The following is an 18,934-nucleotide window of genomic DNA, read 5'->3' as shown; positions in this document are numbered from 1 at the left end:
CCGTGAACGACCTTCCCACCACCCCGGACGACCCCGGCCCCCTGCTGTCCGTCCGCGGCGTCGACGTCGGCTACCGGACCGGTCGCAGGACCCAGGTCACCGCCGTCCACGACGTCTCCTTCGACCTCCACCCCGGCCAGTCCATGGCCCTGGTCGGTGAGTCCGGCTGTGGCAAGACCACCCTCGGCCTCGGCCTGTTGCGGCTGCTCCCGCGCAGCGGCGTCGTCCCCAAGGGCGAGATCCTCTTCCGCCGCAAGGACGGCACCCGCGTGGACGTGCGCACCCTGGAGAAGGAGAAGCTGCGCCGCTTCCGCTGGAACGAGGCGGCCATGGTCTTCCAGGGCGCCATGAACGCCTTCAACCCGGTGCTGCGGATCGAGGAGCACTTCCTCGACACCTTCCGGGCCCACGAACGCGCCGGGCGGCGCCGCCCCCGCAAGGAGATCCTCGAACGCTCCGCCGAACTGCTGGAGATGGTGCGGCTCGACCCGGCCCGCGTCCTCGGCAGCTACCCGCACGAGCTCTCCGGCGGCATGCGCCAGCGCAGCCTCATCGCCCTGGCCCTCGCGCTCAGGCCCCAGCTGATCATCCTCGACGAGCCCACCACGGCGCTGGACATCCTCACCCAGCGGTCCATCGTGGAACGCCTCGCGGAGCTGCGCGAGGAACTGCGGTTCTCGATGGTCTTCATCACCCACGACCTCGGTCTGGCCGCCGAACTCGCGGACCGGGTGGGCACCATGTACGCCGGACGGCTCATCGAGACCGGGACCACCCGCGACATCTTCTACCGCTCCCGGCACCCCTACACCTCGGCGCTGATCAACGCCGTCCCGCCGGTGGTGGGCGACCTGCACGTCCCCGAGTCCCTGCCCGGCGGGCCGCCCAGCCTCAACGCCCTGCCCCCGGGCTGCTCCTTCGCGCCCCGCTGCGCCCACGCCCTGGACGTCTGCACCACCACGCGTCCCACGCTCGACGTCCTCCAGCACCGCGACGCGGGCCTGAGCCACACCGCGGCCTGCCTGCGCTCCACCGACGCCGAACTCCACGCCGAGGGGGTCTCCCGTGATTGACCGGACCGTCAACCCCGCCCACGCAGAACCGCGCCCCGACGACACCGCGCCGCGTGCCGCCAGCACCGTCGGCCACGCCGGAGCCCCCGCGTCCACCGGCCCGGCACCCGGCAGCGTGCTCGACGCCGCCAGCGCGGCGGAGGCCGTCGAGGCCGACGAGCGGCGCGCCCAGCCCCCCGTGCTGACCCTCAGGGGAGCCCAACAGGTCTTCCGGACGGCCCGGGGCGACGTCCCGGCCGTCGCGGGGGTCGACCTCGACGTCCGGCCCGGCCAGGTGCTCTGCCTGGTGGGGGAGTCCGGCTGCGGCAAGACCACCACGGCGCGCATGGCCGCCGCCCTGTCCAGCCCCACCGCCGGGGAGGTCCTGTTCCGGGGCAGGGACGTGGCCACGATGGACCGCGGGGAGCGGGCGGCCTTCCGGCGCTCCGTCCAGTACATCCACCAGGACCCCTACGCCTCCCTGAACCCCGTGCGCACCGTCTTCTCCACGGTGTCCGCCGGATTGCGCCGCCACAAGCTGGTGAAGGACCGCCACGAGGCCCGCCGGGTCACCATCGAGCTGCTGGAGCGGGTCGAGCTCACCCCGGCCGAGGACTACCTGGACAAGTACCCCCACCAGATGTCCGGCGGCCAGCGCCAGCGCGTCGCCGTGGCCCGGGCCCTGGCGATGGAACCCGAGGTGATCATCGCGGACGAGTCCACGTCGATGCTGGACGTGTCGATCCGCGTCAGTCTCCTCAACACCCTCGGAAGGCTCCGCGACGACCTCGGCGTGAGCTTCCTGTTCATCACCCACGACCTCGCCGTGGCCAAGTACTTCGCCTGGCGGGGCGAGATCGCGGTCATGTACCTGGGCAAGGTCGTGGAGCACGGTCCCACCCCGCAGGTGGTGAACGACCCCCGGCACCCCTACACGCAGGCGCTCATCTCCGCGGTCTGCGAACCGGACCCGGACCTGGCGCGGACCAAGGAGCGGGTCCGGCTGCGCAGCTCGGACATCCCCGACCTCACCGACCTGCCCCCGGGGTGCGACTTCCACCCGCGCTGCCCCCTCTACGCGGAGGGCAGCTGCGACACCGAACGGCCGCCGCTGGTCCGCAGCCACGACCGGTTGCTGGCCTGCCACGTCGTGACCCGGGGGTGAGCTGAGCTGCTGTTGCTCATCGGACGCTTCGGCCTGTTCGTCGGAGCGTTCCTCACCCTCGCCTGCACCCTCATGGTCGTCATCACATCCCCCGGCACAGCCGAGTTCGTCATCAGCGTCGTCACCGTCGGTGTCGGCCTGGCCGTTCTCTCCCTCGGTCTGCTCGCCGTCCTTCTGGAAAGGAAGCGTCAAGAATGACCTCCACCCCCTCGCGCAACGCGATCCTGAACGATCTGAGCAGAAGGCGGCTCCTCAAGGCCGTCGGTTTCAGCACGGTCGGGGTGGCCGGCGCGGGTCTGCTGTCCGCCTGTTCCGCCGACGGCGGCGGGAACTCCGACGCCACTCAGTTCACCGGGGTCTTCGACTACGACCTCGACTCCATGACGCGCAACGTCCACCGCGAGGACGGCGCGCTGCTGCTCAACTCGGTCTACAAGGACCTGTTCCTCTGTCCGGGCGGCGTCTACAACTGGGCCGACCACGAGTGGGACTACCTCCTGCTGGAGGGCCACGAGTGGGACGGCGAGGACCTCGTCATGACCCTGCGCTCCGGGCTGAAGTGGAGTGACGGCACCGACCTGAACGCGGACGACATGATCCGCAGCTACGCCATGCGCGTCCTGGAGGCCCCGCCGTGGGGCTTCGGCTTCCCCCAGGTCCAGGACCTGGAGAAGCTGGACGACCTTAGCGTGCGCCTCGGGTTCGAGAACCCCTTCCCCAACATCGAGCGCAGCATCGTCAAGCACCGGATCGTCTCGAAGGTGACCTACGCGGACTTCGGTGAGCGGGCGGTCGAGATGGTCAACGACGGCGTCCGGCAGGGCGACGACGAGCACGCCGAGTGGAACTCCGGGTTCATCGAGTTCAACCCGGACGAGATCGTGTGCAGCGGCCCGTACATGTTCGACGAGGCGCAGATGTCGGACGCGCGCATCACGCTGGTGCGCAACGAGAACGGCTACCAGGGCACCGAGGTGAGGTTCGACGAGGTCGTCGTCCACAAGGGTGACAACCGGCAGTCGGCGCTGCTGGTCCAGCAGGGCGAGGTGGACTACTCCAGCCTGGCCCCCTCCGCCGCCGACCAGCAGGCCTTCCAGAGCGTCGAGGGCTTCCGCTGGGTCGAGCACGCGGGCTACGACGGCTGCGGCATCATGTTCAACCACAAGGCCAAGCCCGAGGTCCAGGACGTGCGCGTGCGCAAGGCGCTGGCCTACGTCCTCGACGGCGACCAGATCGGCCAGGTGGCCCGGGGCGAGGGCTACAGCCGCGTCACCCACTACGCGGGTCTGGCCGACATCCAGGCCGAGGAGATCCTCACGTCGGAGGAGCTGGCGGACTTCGAGACCTTCGACCAGGACCTGGACAAGGCCACGGAGCTGCTGGAGGACGCGGGCTGGACCAAGGAGGGCGGCAGGTGGCTCCTCCCGGACGGCGAGGAGGCCAGCTTCGAGGTCATCGGTGTCGCGGGCTGGGGTGACTTCGAGCTGACCGCCTCACAGGTCGAGGAGGCCTGGAACGCCTTCGGCATCAAGACCGAGGCGCGCAACGTCCCCGAGGACAACCCGTGGGGCATCTGGGGAGCCGGTGACTTCGAGGTGGCCGTGCGCCACTGGGGCAACCCGGAGCAGCCCGACTACTGGGGTGCCTTCCAGATGAACTTCCTGACCGAGAACGCCCGGACCGAGGACTCCCCGGGCCAGGGGTTCGAACTCCAGGTCGAGAGCCCCTCGCAGGGTGACGTGGACATCGAGGAGCTGGTGGACACCGCCCAGCGGGCCGAGACCGAGGAGGAGCAGAAGGAGGCCCTGAAGACACTCGCGATCGTCTTCAACGAGCTCCTGCCGCGCATCCCGATCTGGACCTACAAGTACCTCGCCCCGGCGGTCGAGGGCATCCGCGTGAAGGAGTTCCCGACGGACACCCCCACCTCGCAGAACGAGCAGTACCAGGACAACCACGTCATCCTGGCGCTGATCAAGGGCGAGCTGGAGCCGGTCGAGGGCTGAGCGACGGACGACCCCCGGTGGTGAGCCGGGGGTGACCGGGCCGGTCCCGGGCGGGGGCGGGTGCCTGTGGGCCCCGCCCCCGCCGGTGTGCCCGGACCGCACCGTGTGGTGACCGACGCGGTGGCCGGAGCGAGCCCGTCCCTGGTGTGACCAAGACCGTACCGCTCGACGAGGCATTACGGCACATCAGTTCTGTCGGCGATCAACCCTTCTGGAAAGGTGTGTCGTCGCTGTTCACGGTAGGTGTGGCGGGGGTCGGGATCGATATCCGGACGTCCCTCCCGGGGTCGACACGGAGTATCCTCCCAAGGAGGTGACACCCGGCAAGAATCAGACATTTCATGACAAAAGCACGTCTTCTGCTCTGGTCCGAGTGGCGTATTTTCGAGTGTTCTCGCACGTCACCAGGGTCGGGCTCGGTGCCCCTTCGTCGGATCTTCGATTCTTCTGTCAAGCTGGGCGTCCTTTGTTAGTCTGACGAACCGAACGACGGTTCCCGGTGGAAGTACGGGAATTGTGCGGAGCGGGGACACTTGTCCCCCGGATCGGCGCCCTCCGCCGACCCCGGCCGCACACCACGATCCCTCTCCCGCGAGAACCGTCGAGGCGTCCCCCCGGCGTTCGGGACGTCTGGTCGTCTCACGGGCCGAAAGGACCGAGAAGCGATTTCCTCCCTGGTCAGGGCGGTGGTGCGGGGCCACCGCCATCCGCCCACCTGATGCGAGGAGACGAGATTGTGGCACAGGCGTCACCGCAGGAACGCGATGACCACTCCCTGGCCAAGATGATGTCGACGGAGGAGGGGCGTGGAGCCAGGCGCGAAGGAAGGTTCCGCCGAGCCATCTCCCGGATGGTCAAGTCCCAGGAACCCCCGTCACCGGAGACCGAGCAAGGAAATCCCGTGCATCAGCCCGTGCATCCGCACTCGCAGAACCCCGACCGAACGTCGGACGGCGAGGAGACAGCCGCGACGGAGCCCCCCACCGGACCCTTCTCCGCGTCCGCCGAGAACGGTTACCGTCCCACCTCGCGGGTGAGCGTCCCCAACCCCTACACGACCCGGAGCCTGGAGATCGACGACGTCGACACCGGTGCCAACCAGGTCGGCCAGTGGCGCGGAGTCGGGCTCAACGAGCCGGAACCGCGCAGCCCACACATCCCCGCCACCACGGACACCATGACCGACAGCCCCACACCTTCAGAGCACACAGAGCGGCCCGAGGCCCCTGTGTCACCCACGGCACCGGCCACGCCGGACGCCACGGCCGCGCCACGGCACACGCCGGGTCCGCGCGCCGCCCATGAGACCGCGAGGACGGAACCTCCCCGAAGCACGTCAGGGGCGCCCGAGTCCGCCAGCGCCCAGCGCTTCACGGCACCCGCCGAGGCGCGCCGGCCCGCGGACGACCCCGCTGAGCCCCGTGCTCAGTGGACGGCCCCTCTGGGCGACCCCGCGCCCGCGCCTTACGAGCAGCGTCGCCCCGCCCCCGCCCACCCCCAGGGGTCGGAGCAGGGACAGGAGTACCGTCCGAGCGCGCAGGACCCCCAGGCCCCGTACGGTTACCAGGGCCACCCGGAGCACGGCGGCCACCCCCAGCACCCGGGGGCACGGAACCACCAGCCCTCCCAGGGGTACCCGGAGCCCTACGGTTACCAGGAGCCCCGTTACCGTCGCGACCACGGCGGCTACCAGGAGCGCCCCGGTCACCCCGAGCAGAGCCCCCAGGGCCAGGGATACCCGGGATACGGCTACGGCCGTCCGGAGGCCGTGCCGCCCGGCTACCAGCCGCCGCACGAGGCCCAGAGCCACCCGCCCGCCCCGTACGCCGGATACGCCGCGCAGCCGCCCGCGCCGCACTACGCGCCCTACCCGCCGCCGATGCCGTACCAGAGCGCCTACCCGCTGCCCTACCAGCCTCCCGGCTACGTCCTTCCGGGCCAGCCGGTGGTCTACCCGGGCCAGTTCCCGCCCTACGGGCAGATGAACCCCTACGGCCAGCCGGTCCAGCACGTGATCGTGCTCGCCGCTGGTCAGCAGCCGCAGGTGATCACCGCCGAGTCGGCCGCCACGCTCTTCTCCGAGCGCGCCGAGCCGTCCGTCTCCCCGGAGATCGGCCAGGACCGGGCGCTCACCCGCTCCGAGACCGGGACGGACGCGGACACCGCCACCGAACCGGCCAAGGAGTCGGCCGAGCCCGAGGCCCCCGCGCGGGAGCAGGGCGGCACGGCCGTCGCCGACGCACCCGCCACGGAGAGCGTCGAGGACACGCCCGCCGAGGCGGTCGGGGCCGTCGCCCCGACCGAGGACGGGCTCCGGGGAGACCTCCTCAACGAGGCGCTGGCAGGTCTGGCCATGCGCGACCTCTCCCTGGTCGACGCCCTGCTGGAGATGGTCGAGGCCCTGGAGACCGGCGCCCAGGACCCGGACCTGCTCGACAAGCTCTTCCAGATCGACAACTTCGCGACCCGTATGCGACGCAACGGCGAGAACTTCCTGGTGCTGACCGGGCACGACGGGGGCGAGTCCGACGCCCACGACGAGATCGTGCCGCTGCTCGACGTCGCCCGCGCCGCGACCTCGGAGATCAAGGACTACCCCAGGGTCAGCCTGGGCAAGATCCCGCAGGCCTCCATCACCGGTCTGGCCGCCGACGACATCAGCCACCTCCTGGCCGAGCTGCTGGACAACGCCACCGCGAACTCGCCCGAGCACTCGCAGGTGGTGATCAGCGCCCGCGAACTGGACGACGGCCGCCTCATGATCGTCGTCGAGGACGAGGGCGTGGGCATCCCCGAGGCCCAGCTGCGGGAACTCAACAGCCGTCTGGACGGCGAGCCCGTCCTGGACGACGAGGTGCCCAAGCACATGGGCCTCTACGTGGCCAGCCGGATCGCGCGGAAGCACAACCTGGAGACCAGGCTGGAGTCCCGCTCCTTCCGAGGGGTCAGCGCCTACACCATCGTTCCCCAGGAACTCCTGCGCGTGGCCACCCCCCGGACGCCCGGGCAGCCCCGCACCGCCACGATTCCCAGCACGAGCGCGCCCGTGACCTCGACCGGCCCGATCCCTCAGCAGCCTTCCGAGAACCGTGCGGTCAAGGGCACCAGCGGCCCCACGACCCCGCCGAAGCCCGCTCCCGGAGGGAACTCCGCGGTCACCTCGGCGGGTCTGCCCCGGCGCAGCGCCACCCCGCACGGTTCGCCGCTGCGGATGCTGCCGCACCCGGACGCACTGTCCGAGAACCCGCCGCCCCCGCCGAAGGGCCGGGGCGACACACCGCCCCGACTCACCGGCGAGGCCCGTGCGGAGCAGATCCGTGACGAGCTCGGTGACTTCCTCGACGGGGAACGCGCCGCGCTCGACGGCGAGGAGCTTGAGGACGACAAGGAATGACCCTCCCATCGGGGGCCCGGGAGTCCCGTCCGGGTTCCCACACCCCAGACCCCCAGCGAACACGACCTTCGGCCGAGGCAGGTAGAGCACAACCATGACTGAATCCACGAACGACAGCGTTGAGAACTTCTCGTGGCTCATCGACCGGTTCGTCCGGGACGTGCGCGGTGTCGAGCACGCCGTCGTGGTGTCCTCGGACGGCCTGGTCCTGACCCACTCCAGTGACTTCCCCGAGGTGCACGCCGAGCAGCTGGCCGCCATCGCGAGCGGGTTGCACAGCCTCGCGGTCGGCGGTGCCAGCCTGTTCCAGCGGGGGGAGTGCGAACAGCTCCTGGTGCGCTTCAACCACGGCCACCTGTTCATCATGGCCATCAGCGACGGTTCCTGCATGGCGGTGCTCACCGCACCCGGTACCGAGCTGAAGATCGTCGGTTTCCAGATGGCGAAGCTCGTGGACAACGTCGCCCACGTGCTCACTCCGCAGTTGCGCTCGCAGCTGCGCGAGGTCATCCAGAACTGACGACGGTGACCCGTAACGGTTCGGCAGGAATGAGGTTGCCGCGGCTATGAGCTTCCGCAGGCGAAGGAGTAACCGTGTTCGCCCGTTCACCTTCACGGGTGGGCGGACGCGGTCACGGCATCCGCTGATGGTGCAGACCCTGGTCTCGACGTCCGAGCCCGGGCAGGAACCTCCTGGCACCCTCATGCCGGAGTCGATCAGTATCTACAAACTGTGCCGGGAGACGCGGTCTCTCGCTGAGGTGTCGGCCGAGTTGAACATCCCCCTGGGTGTGACACAGGTTCTGGTCAGTGACCTGGCCGAGCAGGACCTGGTCTACATCCACCCGACCATCACCGGCAGCAGTCCGTCCGAAAACCAGGTTCTGGAGAGGGCTCTTCGTGGTCTCGAACGACTTTTCCAGTGACAACAGGTCGAATCGCAAGAAGATGTCGAGCAAGATCGTCATCGCCGGTGGCTTCGGTGCCGGCAAGACGACCTTGGTGCGCTCGGTGTCGGAGATTCCGCCGGTCACGACTGAAGCGATCATGACCGAGGCCAGCGTCGGACACGACGACACCTCGGTCACACCCGACAAGACGACGACCACCGTCGCGATGGACTTCGGCCGCATCACCATCGACGACGAACTGGTCATGTACATGTTCGGCACACCGGGACAGGCCCGGTTCTGGTTCATGTGGGACGATCTGGTCCGCGGCGCCGTGGGCGCCGTCGTCGTGGTCGACTGCCGGAGGCTCGCGGACTCCTTCGACGCGGTCGACTACTTCGAGACCAACAAGCGGATCCCCTACATCGTCGCGCTGAACAAGTTCGAGGGCCACCTGGACTACACCGCCGAGCAGGTCCGTGAGGCTCTGGAGGTCAGCCCGGAGGTGCCCATCATCGACTTCGACGCCCGACACAGGATGTCCGGCGGCGACGTGCTCAAGACCCTGTTGCGGTACGCGCTGGAGCACAACCGAGCGAGTGAGCCCGTCGCCTGACAGGCGGGGGGCGTTCGGTCTCCCCCTGACCGATCCTCCCCGCGGCCCCGTAGATTCCCAGGAAAGTTAGCGACACAATGCGCAAGATCCTTATCGTCGGCGCTGGCCACGCCGGCCTGCACCTGGCCCACGGTCTCCTGACCCATGGCTACGACGTCACGGTGATCACGGGGCAGTCCTCCACGGAGATCCGGACGGGGCGGCCGTCAGTCACTCAGTTCACCTTCCCGACCGCCCTGGACTACGAGCGCGAGTACGAACTGGATCTCTGGAGCGCCCTCAGCCCCCAGATCCGGCAACAGCGCATCCACCTGTATCCCGGGGCGGACCGATCGACGCTCTCCCTCAAGGGGCGGACCGGCAAGGCCAACGACTACATGGTGGCCGTGGACCGCAGGGTCAAGATGGCCGACTGGCTGGAGTTCTTCGAGGACCGTGGCGGCAAGGTGGTCATCCACGGTGTCACCGTGACGGATCTCGACTACTTCTCCCGCATGTTCGACCTCATCGTCGTCGCGGTCGGCCACGGGGAACTCGGCCAGCTCTTCGACTACGACGAGAGCCGGTTCACCGGAGCCCGCCCCCGCTCCATCGCGCAGGCCCAGATCTACGACGTCTGGCCGAGTTCCGAGGACGACGACAACGTCGGTTGGGCCTGCTCCGCCCGCGAGGCCGGGAACACCATCTTCATCCCCATGCTGAGCCAGGACGGCCCGTGCCACAACCTGCTCATGGTGGACAAGCGCGGTGGCCCCATGGACGCCTGGCCGGACCGGCCGGGCCCCGAGGAGCAGCTGCGCCGCATGAAGGACCTGCTTCGCCAGTACTCCCCGGAGTACTACGAGCGGGTCAAGGACGCCCAGCTGGTGGAGGGTGGCCGCAGCACCCTGATCGAGGACCTGACCCCGCAGGTGCGCAACCCCGTGGGCACGCTGCCGTCCGGTGGGAAGGTCCTCGGGATGGCGGACGTCGTCGTCACCATGGACCCCTACGTGGGTCAGAGCTGGAACAATTCCACTCGGTGCGCGAAGGCCTACCTGGAGGCCATCATCGAACACGGTGAGCGCCAGTTCGACGAGGACTTCCTGGTGAGGACCTTCGACAGGTTCTGGGAATTCGGTCTGCACAACCAGATGTGGTCCGAGATGAATTCCACGTTGTGGGACCAGGGTGACCTGCCCGCCCACTTCTATGAGCTGGTCGAGACGGCCTCGACGCACGCGGAGGTCGCCGACCGCTGGATCCAGGGCTGGGACTATCCTCCTGACTTCGCGTCTTGGCTCCTCGACCCGGAGGAGTCCAAGAAGTACATGGCCGAGGTCCGGGCGCGCAACGGGGGTTGACCCGTTACGAGCCCGCCTCGCAGTGCCCGATGTCCGCGGACATCGGGCATTTCCTTTTGGTAACAAGATCACGAAGTCCCCATTTTCGTCATGTTCTTAATTCGGTCAAATAAATGACCGAAAATAAGTGTTCCGTTGTCATCTGTCCTGAATCGTCGATACGATCCCCTCTGCGTATGGCTCAAAAGCGCATGTGGGGCGTCTGCTCCAGGCGTTCACGAAGCCGTGTGCGGCCTGCCCGTCCCTTCGGTCGGCCATCCGGGTTCCCGAACGCGGAGCCCGATCGGGGAACTCGTGCTGGTGGCCCACCGATCCGACCTTCGCGGACACGGCGGTGCGACTCCACCCACGCGAGACCGCGGGTCGACCCCGTAACATGCCCCGGGCCAGGACCCGTTCGGGGTGAGGACGTCGAGTTCGACCGGAGGAACGCGATGACCAGGGATGCTGACGGCGGCGACGTCTCCCGCGCGCCCATAGCCGTGGTGGGGCTGGCCTGTCGCCTCCCCGGAGCCTCGACCCCCGACTCCTTCTGGCGGTTGCTGTGCGAGGGGCGGGAGGCCATCTCCCCGCCGCCCGAGCGCCTCGGCTGGACCTCCTCCCAGCGGGACCACCACTGGGGCGGCTACCTGGACCGCGCGGAGGACTTCGACGCCGCGTTCTTCGGGGTCTCCCCACGCGAGGCCGTGGCCATGGACCCCCAGCAGCGGCTCATGCTCGAACTGAGCTGGGAGGCGATCGAGAACTCGCGCACCGCCCCCGACAGCCTGCACGGCTCCCGGACCGGCGTGTTCACCGGAGCGATCTCCTCGGACTACGCGCACCTCCTGCGCGACGTGCCCGCCTCGCACCACAGCCTCACCGGCGGCCAGCGCGGCATGATCGCCAACCGTGTCTCCTACACTCTCGGCCTGCGCGGGCCGAGCATGACCGTGGACAGCGGGCAGTCCTCGTCCCTGGTGAGCGTGCACGCGGCGATGGAGAGCCTCCGCAGCGGTGAGTGCGACCTCGCGCTGGCCGGGGGTGTCAACCTCATCCTCCTGCCCCAGAGCACCGAGTACGTGGAGCAGTTCGGCGGGCTCTCGCCCGACGGACACTGCTACACCTTCGACTCCCGCGCCAATGGTTACGTCCGGGGCGAGGGCGGCGTCGTCATCGCACTCAAGCCGTTCGACCGGGCGCTGGCGGACGGAGACCACGTGCACGCGGTGCTCTCCGGTGGGGCCGTCAACAACTCCGGCTCCACCGCCTTCCTCGCACGACCGGAGGCAGAGGGACAGGCGGAGGTCGTGCGCGCGGCGCACCGCCGGGCCGGGATCGACCCCGCCCATGTGGGCTACGTGGAGCTGCATGGCACGGGCACACCGGCCGGTGACCCGGTCGAGGCCGCCGCTCTCGGCTCGGTCTTCGCCGGGCGCCCCGCACCCGTGCGGGTGGGCTCGGCCAAGACGAACGTCGGGCACCTGGAGGGGGCGGCCGGAATCGTGGGCCTGCTCAAGGTGGTGCTCAGCCTCTCCCACGGACTCCTGCCCCCCACCCGGAACTTCTCCGCACCCAACCCCGCGATCGACCTGGAGGGCCTGGGGCTGCTGCCGCAGACCGCGCGGGAGCCCTGGCCGACCGACACCCCGTTGGCCGGGGTGTCCTCCTTCGGCATGGGCGGCACCAACTGCCACCTCGTCCTGGCGCCGCCTCCGCCTCGGCGCTCCCCCGACACCCCGCGGCAGTCGCCGGGGGAGGGGGCTCTGGACCCCGTGCCGTGGGTCCTGTCCGCGAGCTCGGAGAGTGCCCTGCGCGCCCAGGCGTCGGTCCTGCACTCCTTCGTGTCGAAGCGTCCCGGTCTACGCCCGGAGGACGTCGGCTACTCCCTCGTCAGCACCCGCACCGTGATGGACCACAGGGCGGTCATCCTGGCCGCTGGCGGCAGCGGCACCCGTGAACTGGAGTCGATCCGTCCTTCCGGCGCTCCGACGGCGGTACGGGACGGACGTGGACCGGTCATGGTCTTCCCGGGGCAGGGCGGACAGTGGGAGGGGATGGCGCGCTCGCTCCTGGACGGCGACGGCCGTCTGGCGAGGATTTTCGGTCGGCGGCTGCGTGAGTGCGAGCGCGCGCTGGACCCCCATGTGGAGTGGTCACTCAGCCGTGTGTTGCGCGGCGAGCCGGGGGCGCCGCGCTACGTCGGCCCCGGGGCGCGCGTGGACGTGGTGCAGCCGGTCCTGTGGGCGGTCATGGTCGCCCTGGCCCGGGTGTGGGAGGCCATGGGGGTGCGCCCCGCCGCCGTGATCGGCCACTCCCAGGGGGAGATCGCGGCGGCCCATGTGGCCGGGGTCCTGACCCTGGACGACGCCGCCAAGGTCGTGGCCCTGCGCAGCCAGGCGCTCGTCACCCTCGGCGGCAGCGGCGCCATGGCCTCGCTCGGCGTCTCGCCGGAGCGGGCCGGGGAACTCCTGGAGGACCTGCCCGACCTCCACCTGGCCGCTGTGAACGGGCCCGAGTCCGTGGTGGTCTCGGGATCCCCGACGTCCGTCCGTGCCGCCGTGGACCACTGTGTGGACGCGGGTGTGCACGCGGCCCTGGTGGACGTCGACTACGCCTCGCACTCGGTGCACGTCGAGAGAGTTCGCGAGACCCTCCTGGAACAGTTGGAGGGGATCTCACCACGCGAGGCCCGGACACCGGTGCTGTCGACCCTCACCGGCGGGGAGCTCGGCACTGACGGCCCGATCATGGACGGACAGTACTGGTACGAGGGTCTGCGTCACCCGGTCCGCTTCGCCGAGACCGTCTCGGCGGCCGTCGCCGACGGCCACACGACGTTCATCGAAGTCGGTCCGCACCCCGTGCTGGCTCACGGGATCGAGGGTGTGCTCGCCGCGCACGAGTCGCCGGGCTCGGTCCTGGCGACCCTGCGCCGTGCCCACGGGGACACGGCCCAACTGCTCACCGCCGCCGCTCAGGCCTTCACCTCGGGCCTGGACGTGGACTGGCGAAGCCTGTTCCGGGGGGCGGGAGCCCACCGGATCGACCTGCCCACCTATCCCTTCCAACGGACCAGGTACTGGCCGGAGTCGGTCCCCGCCGTCGAGCCCCGGGAGGCCGTGGTGACCGCCGAGGGCCGGGGAGAGGCCCCGGAGAGCGGTGGGACCGTCGGTCTGGTGACCTCGCTGTGCGCCAGGGTCCTGGAGCTGGACACGCTCACGCCCGCTGACGAACGACGGGCCTTCCGCGACCTCGGCTTCGACTCGATCATGCTGCTGGAACTGGCTGATCTGGTGGAGGACGAGACCGGTGTCCGGTTGGAGGACTCCGTCCTCTTCGAGCTCCCCACCGCGGTGGCCCTGGCCGAGCACGTCGCGAAGGAACTGGGCGAGAGTCCCACGGTCGCCGCGCGCCCCGAAGCCACGACGCGTCCGGCCGCGACCGTCTCCGCGTTCGTGCCCGGGACGGTCGACGACGATCCGATCGCCATCACCGCGATGGCCTGCCGCCTGCCCGGCGGCGTTCGCTCCCCGGAACAGCTGTGGCGACTGGTGGAGGAGGGCACCGACGCCATCGGTCCCTTCCCGGACAACCGGGGCTGGGACCTGGACGCCCTCTACGACCCCGAACCCGGAACCCCGGGACGCACCTACACGCGCAACGGCGGGTTCCTCCACGACGCCGACCTCTTCGACCCCGGCTTCTTCGGGATCAGCCCCCGTGAGGCCGACGCCATGGACCCGCAGCAGCGGTTGCTGCTGGAGACCTCGTGGGAGGCCATCCAACGGGCCGGAATGGATCCCGCCAGCCTGCGCGGAGAACAGGTGGGCGTGTTCGTGGGCGCGATGCCCACCGAGTACGGCGCCCGTCTGGCCGATCCCGCCAACAACGCGGACGGTGGGTACCGACTGACAGGGAGCACCCTGAGTGTGGCGTCCGGCCGCATCGCCTACGTGCTCGGTCTCCACGGACCCGCCCTGACCATCGACACCGCCTGCTCGGGCTCGCTGGTGGCCCTCCACCAGGCGGCCTCCGCCCTGAGGCGGGGGGAGTGCTCCATGGCCCTGGCCGGGGGCGCCACCGTCATGGCCACCCCCGGCATGTTCCTGGAGTTCTCCGCCCAGCGCGGGCTCTCCGCGGACGGTCGCTGCCGTGCGTTCGGCGCCGGGGCCGAGGGGACCGCCTGGGCCGAGGGGGCCGGTGTCCTCCTGCTGGAACGGGCCTCCCAGGCGCGTCGCAACGGTCGGCCGGTGCTGGCGCTGCTGCGCGGCAGTGCGGTCAACTCCGACGGCGCCTCCAACGGACTGACCGCACCCAACCCCGAGGCCCAGGAACGGGTGATCCGCCAGGCCCTCGCAGCCGCGGAACTCGACCCCGGTGAGGTGGACGCGGTCGAGGCACACGGCACGGGAACACGCCTCGGAGACCCCATCGAGGCCACCGCGCTGATGTCGGTGTACGGCGGCGAACGCGAACACGACCTCCTGCTGGGTTCCCTCAAGTCCAACATCGGCCACGCCCAGGCGGCGGCGGGCGTGGCCGGGGTGATCAAGACCGTGGAGGCGCTCCGCCACGGCCGCCTGCCCCGGACCCTGCACGCCGAGGAGCCCACGGACCGCGTGGTGTGGCGTGACAGCGGCGTACGCCTGCTGTCCGAGGAGGTCGCGTGGCCGGACACCGGGCGGCCCCGCCGGGCCGCGGTGTCCTCCTTCGGGATCAGCGGGACCAACGCGCACGTCGTGCTTGAGGGGGTGGCCGACGAGGGTGCCCCGGTCACGGTGCCGGACGACCCCTTCCGACGCTCCCGCCACTGGCTGCTGCCGAGCGGGCCCGAGGCCCCTCCGGTGGAATCGGTGGAGTCCCTGCTCGACGACGGCCTCAGCCTCGCCGACGGGGGAACGGTGTTCCGGGGCAGGGTCTCCGTCTCCCTTCACCCCTGGGCGGCGGACCACCGCGTGCTCGGAAGGGTGATGCTCCCCGGTACGGCGGTGGTGGACCTGGTCTCCGGGGCGGGGGCGGCCGTCGGCGCGGACACCGTCACCGACCTGGTGCTGGAGGCCCCCCTGACCCTGGCGTGGGCCGGAGCCGCCGAGATCCAGATCATCGTCGGTGCTCGCGACCCCCAGGGACACAGCGAGGTCAACGTGTACGCGCGCCGCGAGACGGACGACGCCTCGTGGGTGCGGTACGCCTCCGGCCTCGTCGCAGGACCGAACCCCGGTGGAGTGGCCGAGGTGAACGGTGCCCCGGGCATCGGTACCCTTCCCCCGAAGGGAGCCGAGCGGATTCCGGTCGACTACGCCCACCTGCGGGCTCTGGGCTACGACTACGGTCCGGCCTTCCGCGGATTGAGGTCGGTGCACCGGCACGGGGACGAACTCTTCCTGGAGGTCGAGCTTCCGGACTCCGTGCGCGGGAGCGAAGCCTTTCACGGCCCCCACCCCGCCCTGACCGACGCCGTCCTGCACGCCGCACTGCGGAACCAGGGGACCGAGCGCCACCGGGGGCCCCAGGTGCCGTTCGCCTGGAGCGGGGTCCGGCTGCTTCGGGCCGAGGACGAGCGGACGCCCCGGCGACTGAGGGCCCGGATCACCCCGTTGGGCGACGACCGCTACCGGTTGCTGGCCACCGGTCCTGACGGTGAGGGAACGCTCTGGTCCGTCGACGAGGTGGCCCTGAGGCCCCTGTCCGCGGAAACCCTCCCCGAAGCGGAGCCGGGCGAGGTCGCCGAACTGTACGAGCTTCAGTGGGATCGGGTGGAGCCCACGTCGAGCTCGGCCGCGGAGGTTCCGAGTCCCCACGCCCTGCCCTCACTGGAGGATCTGGAACCGGGGGCCCCGGTTCCCGCGCTCGTCTGTACCGAACTGCCCGCGCACGTCGTCTACGCCGGAAGCGACGCCCTTTCGGACACGGTCCGCCAGGGGCTGGAGTCCGGCCTGGAATCCGTCCGCGCGTGGTTGGCGGACGAGCGCACCGCCGACTCCCGCCTGGCTCTGGTCACCTGGAGGGCCGTGGCCACGTTCCCCGGTGAACAGCTCCCCGGTGCTGCCGCCGCTCCGGTCTGGGGCCTGCTCCGAGCCGCTCAGCGCGAGTTCCCCGACCGTCTGGTGCTCGTGGACTCCGACGGCTCCGAGGAGTCCCATCGGATGCTGCCAGCGGCCCTCGGTCTCGACGAACCACAGATCGCCCTGCGTTCGGGCGCCGTCCTCGTTCCCAGGCTGAGGCGGTCCTCGGACACGGGGACGGAGTCGGTGGTCCCCTCCACACGGTCGTGGCGGCTGGACACGAGGAGCCCCGGTTCCCTGGACTCCCTGGAGGCGGTGTCCGCTCCGGAGGCGGAGGACGCGTTGGCTCCTCGGGAGGTGCGCGTGTCCGTACGGGCCGCAGGTGTCAACTTCCGGGACGTGGTGGTCGCCCTGGGGCTGGTCGACGGGGAGACCGGGATCGGTATCGAGGGGGCGGGAGTCGTTCTCGACGTCGGCTCGTCAGTGTCGGACCTGGCGCCCGGCGACCGGGTGGTCGGCATGTTCGACGGTGCCTTCGGCCCCTTCGCCGTGGCCGACCGGGCCCGGTTGGCCCGCATGCCGGAGGGCTGGAGTTTCGAGCAGGCGGCAGCCGTCCCGGTGGCCTTCCTGAGCGCTTACCACGGGCTGGTCGACCTGGCCGCCGTGCGGCCCGGCGAGAGCGTCCTGGTGCACGCGGCCGCAGGGGGGGTCGGGACCGCCGCCGTCCAGCTTGCCCGCCACATGGGCGCGAAGGTGTTCGGCACCGCGAGCCCGCACAAGTGGTCGGCGCTGACGGACCATGGCCTGTCCCCGGATCGGATGGCGTCCTCCCGCTCACTGGAGTTCGAGGGCAGGTTGCGCGAGGCGAACGGTGGCGAGGGAGTCGACGTGGTCCTCAACTCGCTGACCGGCGAGTTCGTGGACGCGTCCCTGCGCCTGCTGCGCTCTCCCAGTGACGGCCGAGGTCCGGGCGGTCGGTTCGTGGAGATGGGCAAGACCGACGTGCGCGACGCCGAAACCGTGGCCGCCGACCACCCCGGTTGCTCCTACACCGCGTTCAGCCTGCCGGACGTGGATCCGGAACGCATCGGTCACATGCTCGCTCGGGTGATGGAGCTGTTCGAGGAGGGTGCCCTGCGTCCACTGCCCACGACCGTCTACGACGCGAGTGAGGCCCAGACGGCCCTGCGCGCCCTTCAACGCGGTGAGACCGTCGGCAAGCTGGTCCTTCGTGTCCCCGCTCCCTTCCCCCGGGAAGGAACCGTCCTGGTCACGGGAGGCACCGGAGGGCTGGGCCATCGCCTGGCCCGCCACCTGGTCTCGGGCTACGGAGTCCGGAACCTGCTGTTGCTCGGGCGCCGAGGCCCCGACACGCCCGGGCAGGCCGAGCGCACCGCCCAACTGGAGGCGCTCGGAGCTCGGGTGGAGGTGGTCTCCTGCGACGCGGCCGACCGCGAGGATCTGGCCCGTGTCCTGGACGCGGTCCCCGCTGACCGGCCGTTGCGTGCCGTGGTGCACGCCGCCGGGGCCCTCGACGACGCCACCGTCACGGCCCTGACCTCCGAACAACTGCGCGCGGTGCTGCGGCCCAAGGTGGACGCAGCCTGGAACCTGCACGAACTCACCGAGGACCTGTCGTCCTTCGTCCTGTTCTCCTCGGCCGTGGGCGTCCTGGGCAACCCCGGTCAGGCCAACTACGCCGCGGCCAACGTCTTCTGTGACGCCCTGGCGCACGTGAGGCGCGACGCCGGTCTGCCCGCCACGTCGCTGTCCTGGGGTCTGTGGGAGGGCGGCGGCATGACCGGCCACCTGGACGAGAACGACCTCGCCACCCTCAGCCGGAGCGGGCTCCTGCCGATGCGGCCGGAGGCGGCCCTCGACCTGTTCGACACCGCCATGGCCCGGGACCTGGTGCACGCGGTGCCCGCGTGGCTCTCCCCGGTCCCCGGCCTCAGCGTGCTCCGGGATCTCCTGCCCGACCCCGACTCGGAACGCTCCCCGATCCCGGTCACGGGGAAGGGCGCACCCGGTGAGGCGGGGAGCGGCGGGGAGGAACACGACCCGGCCGCGCGTTTCGCGGCGATGGACCCGGAGGAGCGTTCCCGGTCCCTGCTGCGCGAGGTCCGCGAGCACACCGCCGTGGTGCTCGGCCACCGGGCCGAAGCGGGCTCCGAGGTCGACCCGGACCGGCCCTTCACCGAACAGGGCACGGACTCGCTCACCAGTGTCGAACTGCGGAACAGGCTCAGCGCCGCGGTGGGTGTGCGCGTCCCGGCCACGGCCGTCTTCGACCATCCCAACCCCAGGGCGCTGGCGCGGTTCCTCACCGGACTCCTCACACCGGAGCTCCCGGCGCCGGAGGGGCGGACCGGCCAGGATCGGACCACCACGCCTCCCGGCACGGACGGCGACGGAGACGCCATCGACTCCATGGGCGTCGACGAACTGGTGAACCTCGCTCTGCGAGGCCCGAGTGTATGA

The 18,934-nt window shown here is 70.5% G+C and carries 10 protein-coding genes; all 10 read left to right on the top strand.

Annotated elements, in window-relative coordinates:
- The first annotated feature begins 2 nt into the window (after nucleotides 1-2).
- Complete coding sequence (locus tag ACRWK8_RS05410; RefSeq protein ID WP_431868702.1) at nucleotides 3-1,073, top strand: ABC transporter ATP-binding protein; 1,071 nt, start codon at nucleotides 3-5, stop codon at nucleotides 1,071-1,073.
- A complete protein-coding gene (locus tag ACRWK8_RS05405) occupies nucleotides 1,066-2,217 on the top strand; it encodes an ABC transporter ATP-binding protein (RefSeq protein WP_431868700.1) in 1,152 nt (383 codons plus the stop codon). The genes ACRWK8_RS05410 and ACRWK8_RS05405 overlap by 8 nt, the downstream gene beginning before the upstream one ends.
- A gap of 6 nt (nucleotides 2,218-2,223) precedes the next feature.
- A complete protein-coding gene (locus ACRWK8_RS05400) occupies nucleotides 2,224-2,415 on the top strand; it encodes a hypothetical protein (RefSeq protein WP_378737636.1) in 192 nt (63 codons plus the stop codon).
- Nucleotides 2,412-4,223, top strand: a complete 1,812-nt coding sequence (locus ACRWK8_RS05395) for an ABC transporter substrate-binding protein (protein ID WP_431868698.1) — start codon at nucleotides 2,412-2,414, stop codon at nucleotides 4,221-4,223. The genes ACRWK8_RS05400 and ACRWK8_RS05395 overlap by 4 nt, the downstream gene beginning before the upstream one ends.
- Nucleotides 4,224-5,124: 901 nt before the next feature.
- The gene (locus ACRWK8_RS05390; RefSeq protein ID WP_431868696.1) at nucleotides 5,125-7,617 is read left to right on the top strand and encodes a sensor histidine kinase; all 2,493 of its coding nucleotides are present in this window, start codon (nucleotides 5,125-5,127) and stop codon (nucleotides 7,615-7,617) included.
- Nucleotides 7,618-7,711: 94 nt separating this feature from the next.
- Nucleotides 7,712-8,137 (top strand): roadblock/LC7 domain-containing protein, encoded by a 426-nt coding sequence (locus tag ACRWK8_RS05385; protein WP_017543700.1) that lies wholly within the window; start codon nucleotides 7,712-7,714, stop codon nucleotides 8,135-8,137.
- A 46-nt stretch (nucleotides 8,138-8,183) separates the two neighbouring features.
- On the top strand, nucleotides 8,184-8,543 hold the full coding sequence (locus ACRWK8_RS05380) for a DUF742 domain-containing protein (RefSeq protein WP_013151545.1): 360 nt from the start codon (nucleotides 8,184-8,186) through the stop codon (nucleotides 8,541-8,543).
- A 22-nt stretch (nucleotides 8,544-8,565) separates the two neighbouring features.
- Entirely contained in the window at nucleotides 8,566-9,123 is a 558-nt protein-coding gene (locus ACRWK8_RS05375) for a GTP-binding protein (RefSeq protein WP_110048007.1), read from the top strand.
- 77 nt (nucleotides 9,124-9,200) lie between these two features.
- Complete coding sequence (locus ACRWK8_RS05370) at nucleotides 9,201-10,466, top strand: styrene monooxygenase/indole monooxygenase family protein (RefSeq protein WP_378737424.1); 1,266 nt, start codon at nucleotides 9,201-9,203, stop codon at nucleotides 10,464-10,466.
- A 434-nt stretch (nucleotides 10,467-10,900) separates the two neighbouring features.
- On the top strand, nucleotides 10,901-18,934 hold the full coding sequence (locus ACRWK8_RS05365; protein ID WP_431868692.1) for an SDR family NAD(P)-dependent oxidoreductase: 8,034 nt from the start codon (nucleotides 10,901-10,903) through the stop codon (nucleotides 18,932-18,934).

Origin of the sequence: Nocardiopsis eucommiae, from assembly GCF_965344335.1 — a bacterium.
In the GTDB taxonomy this organism is placed as follows: domain Bacteria; phylum Actinomycetota; class Actinomycetes; order Streptosporangiales; family Streptosporangiaceae; genus Nocardiopsis; species Nocardiopsis eucommiae.
The sequence above is the reverse complement of the archived record's forward strand: the minus strand, read 5'-3'. Positions and strand labels throughout refer to the sequence as shown.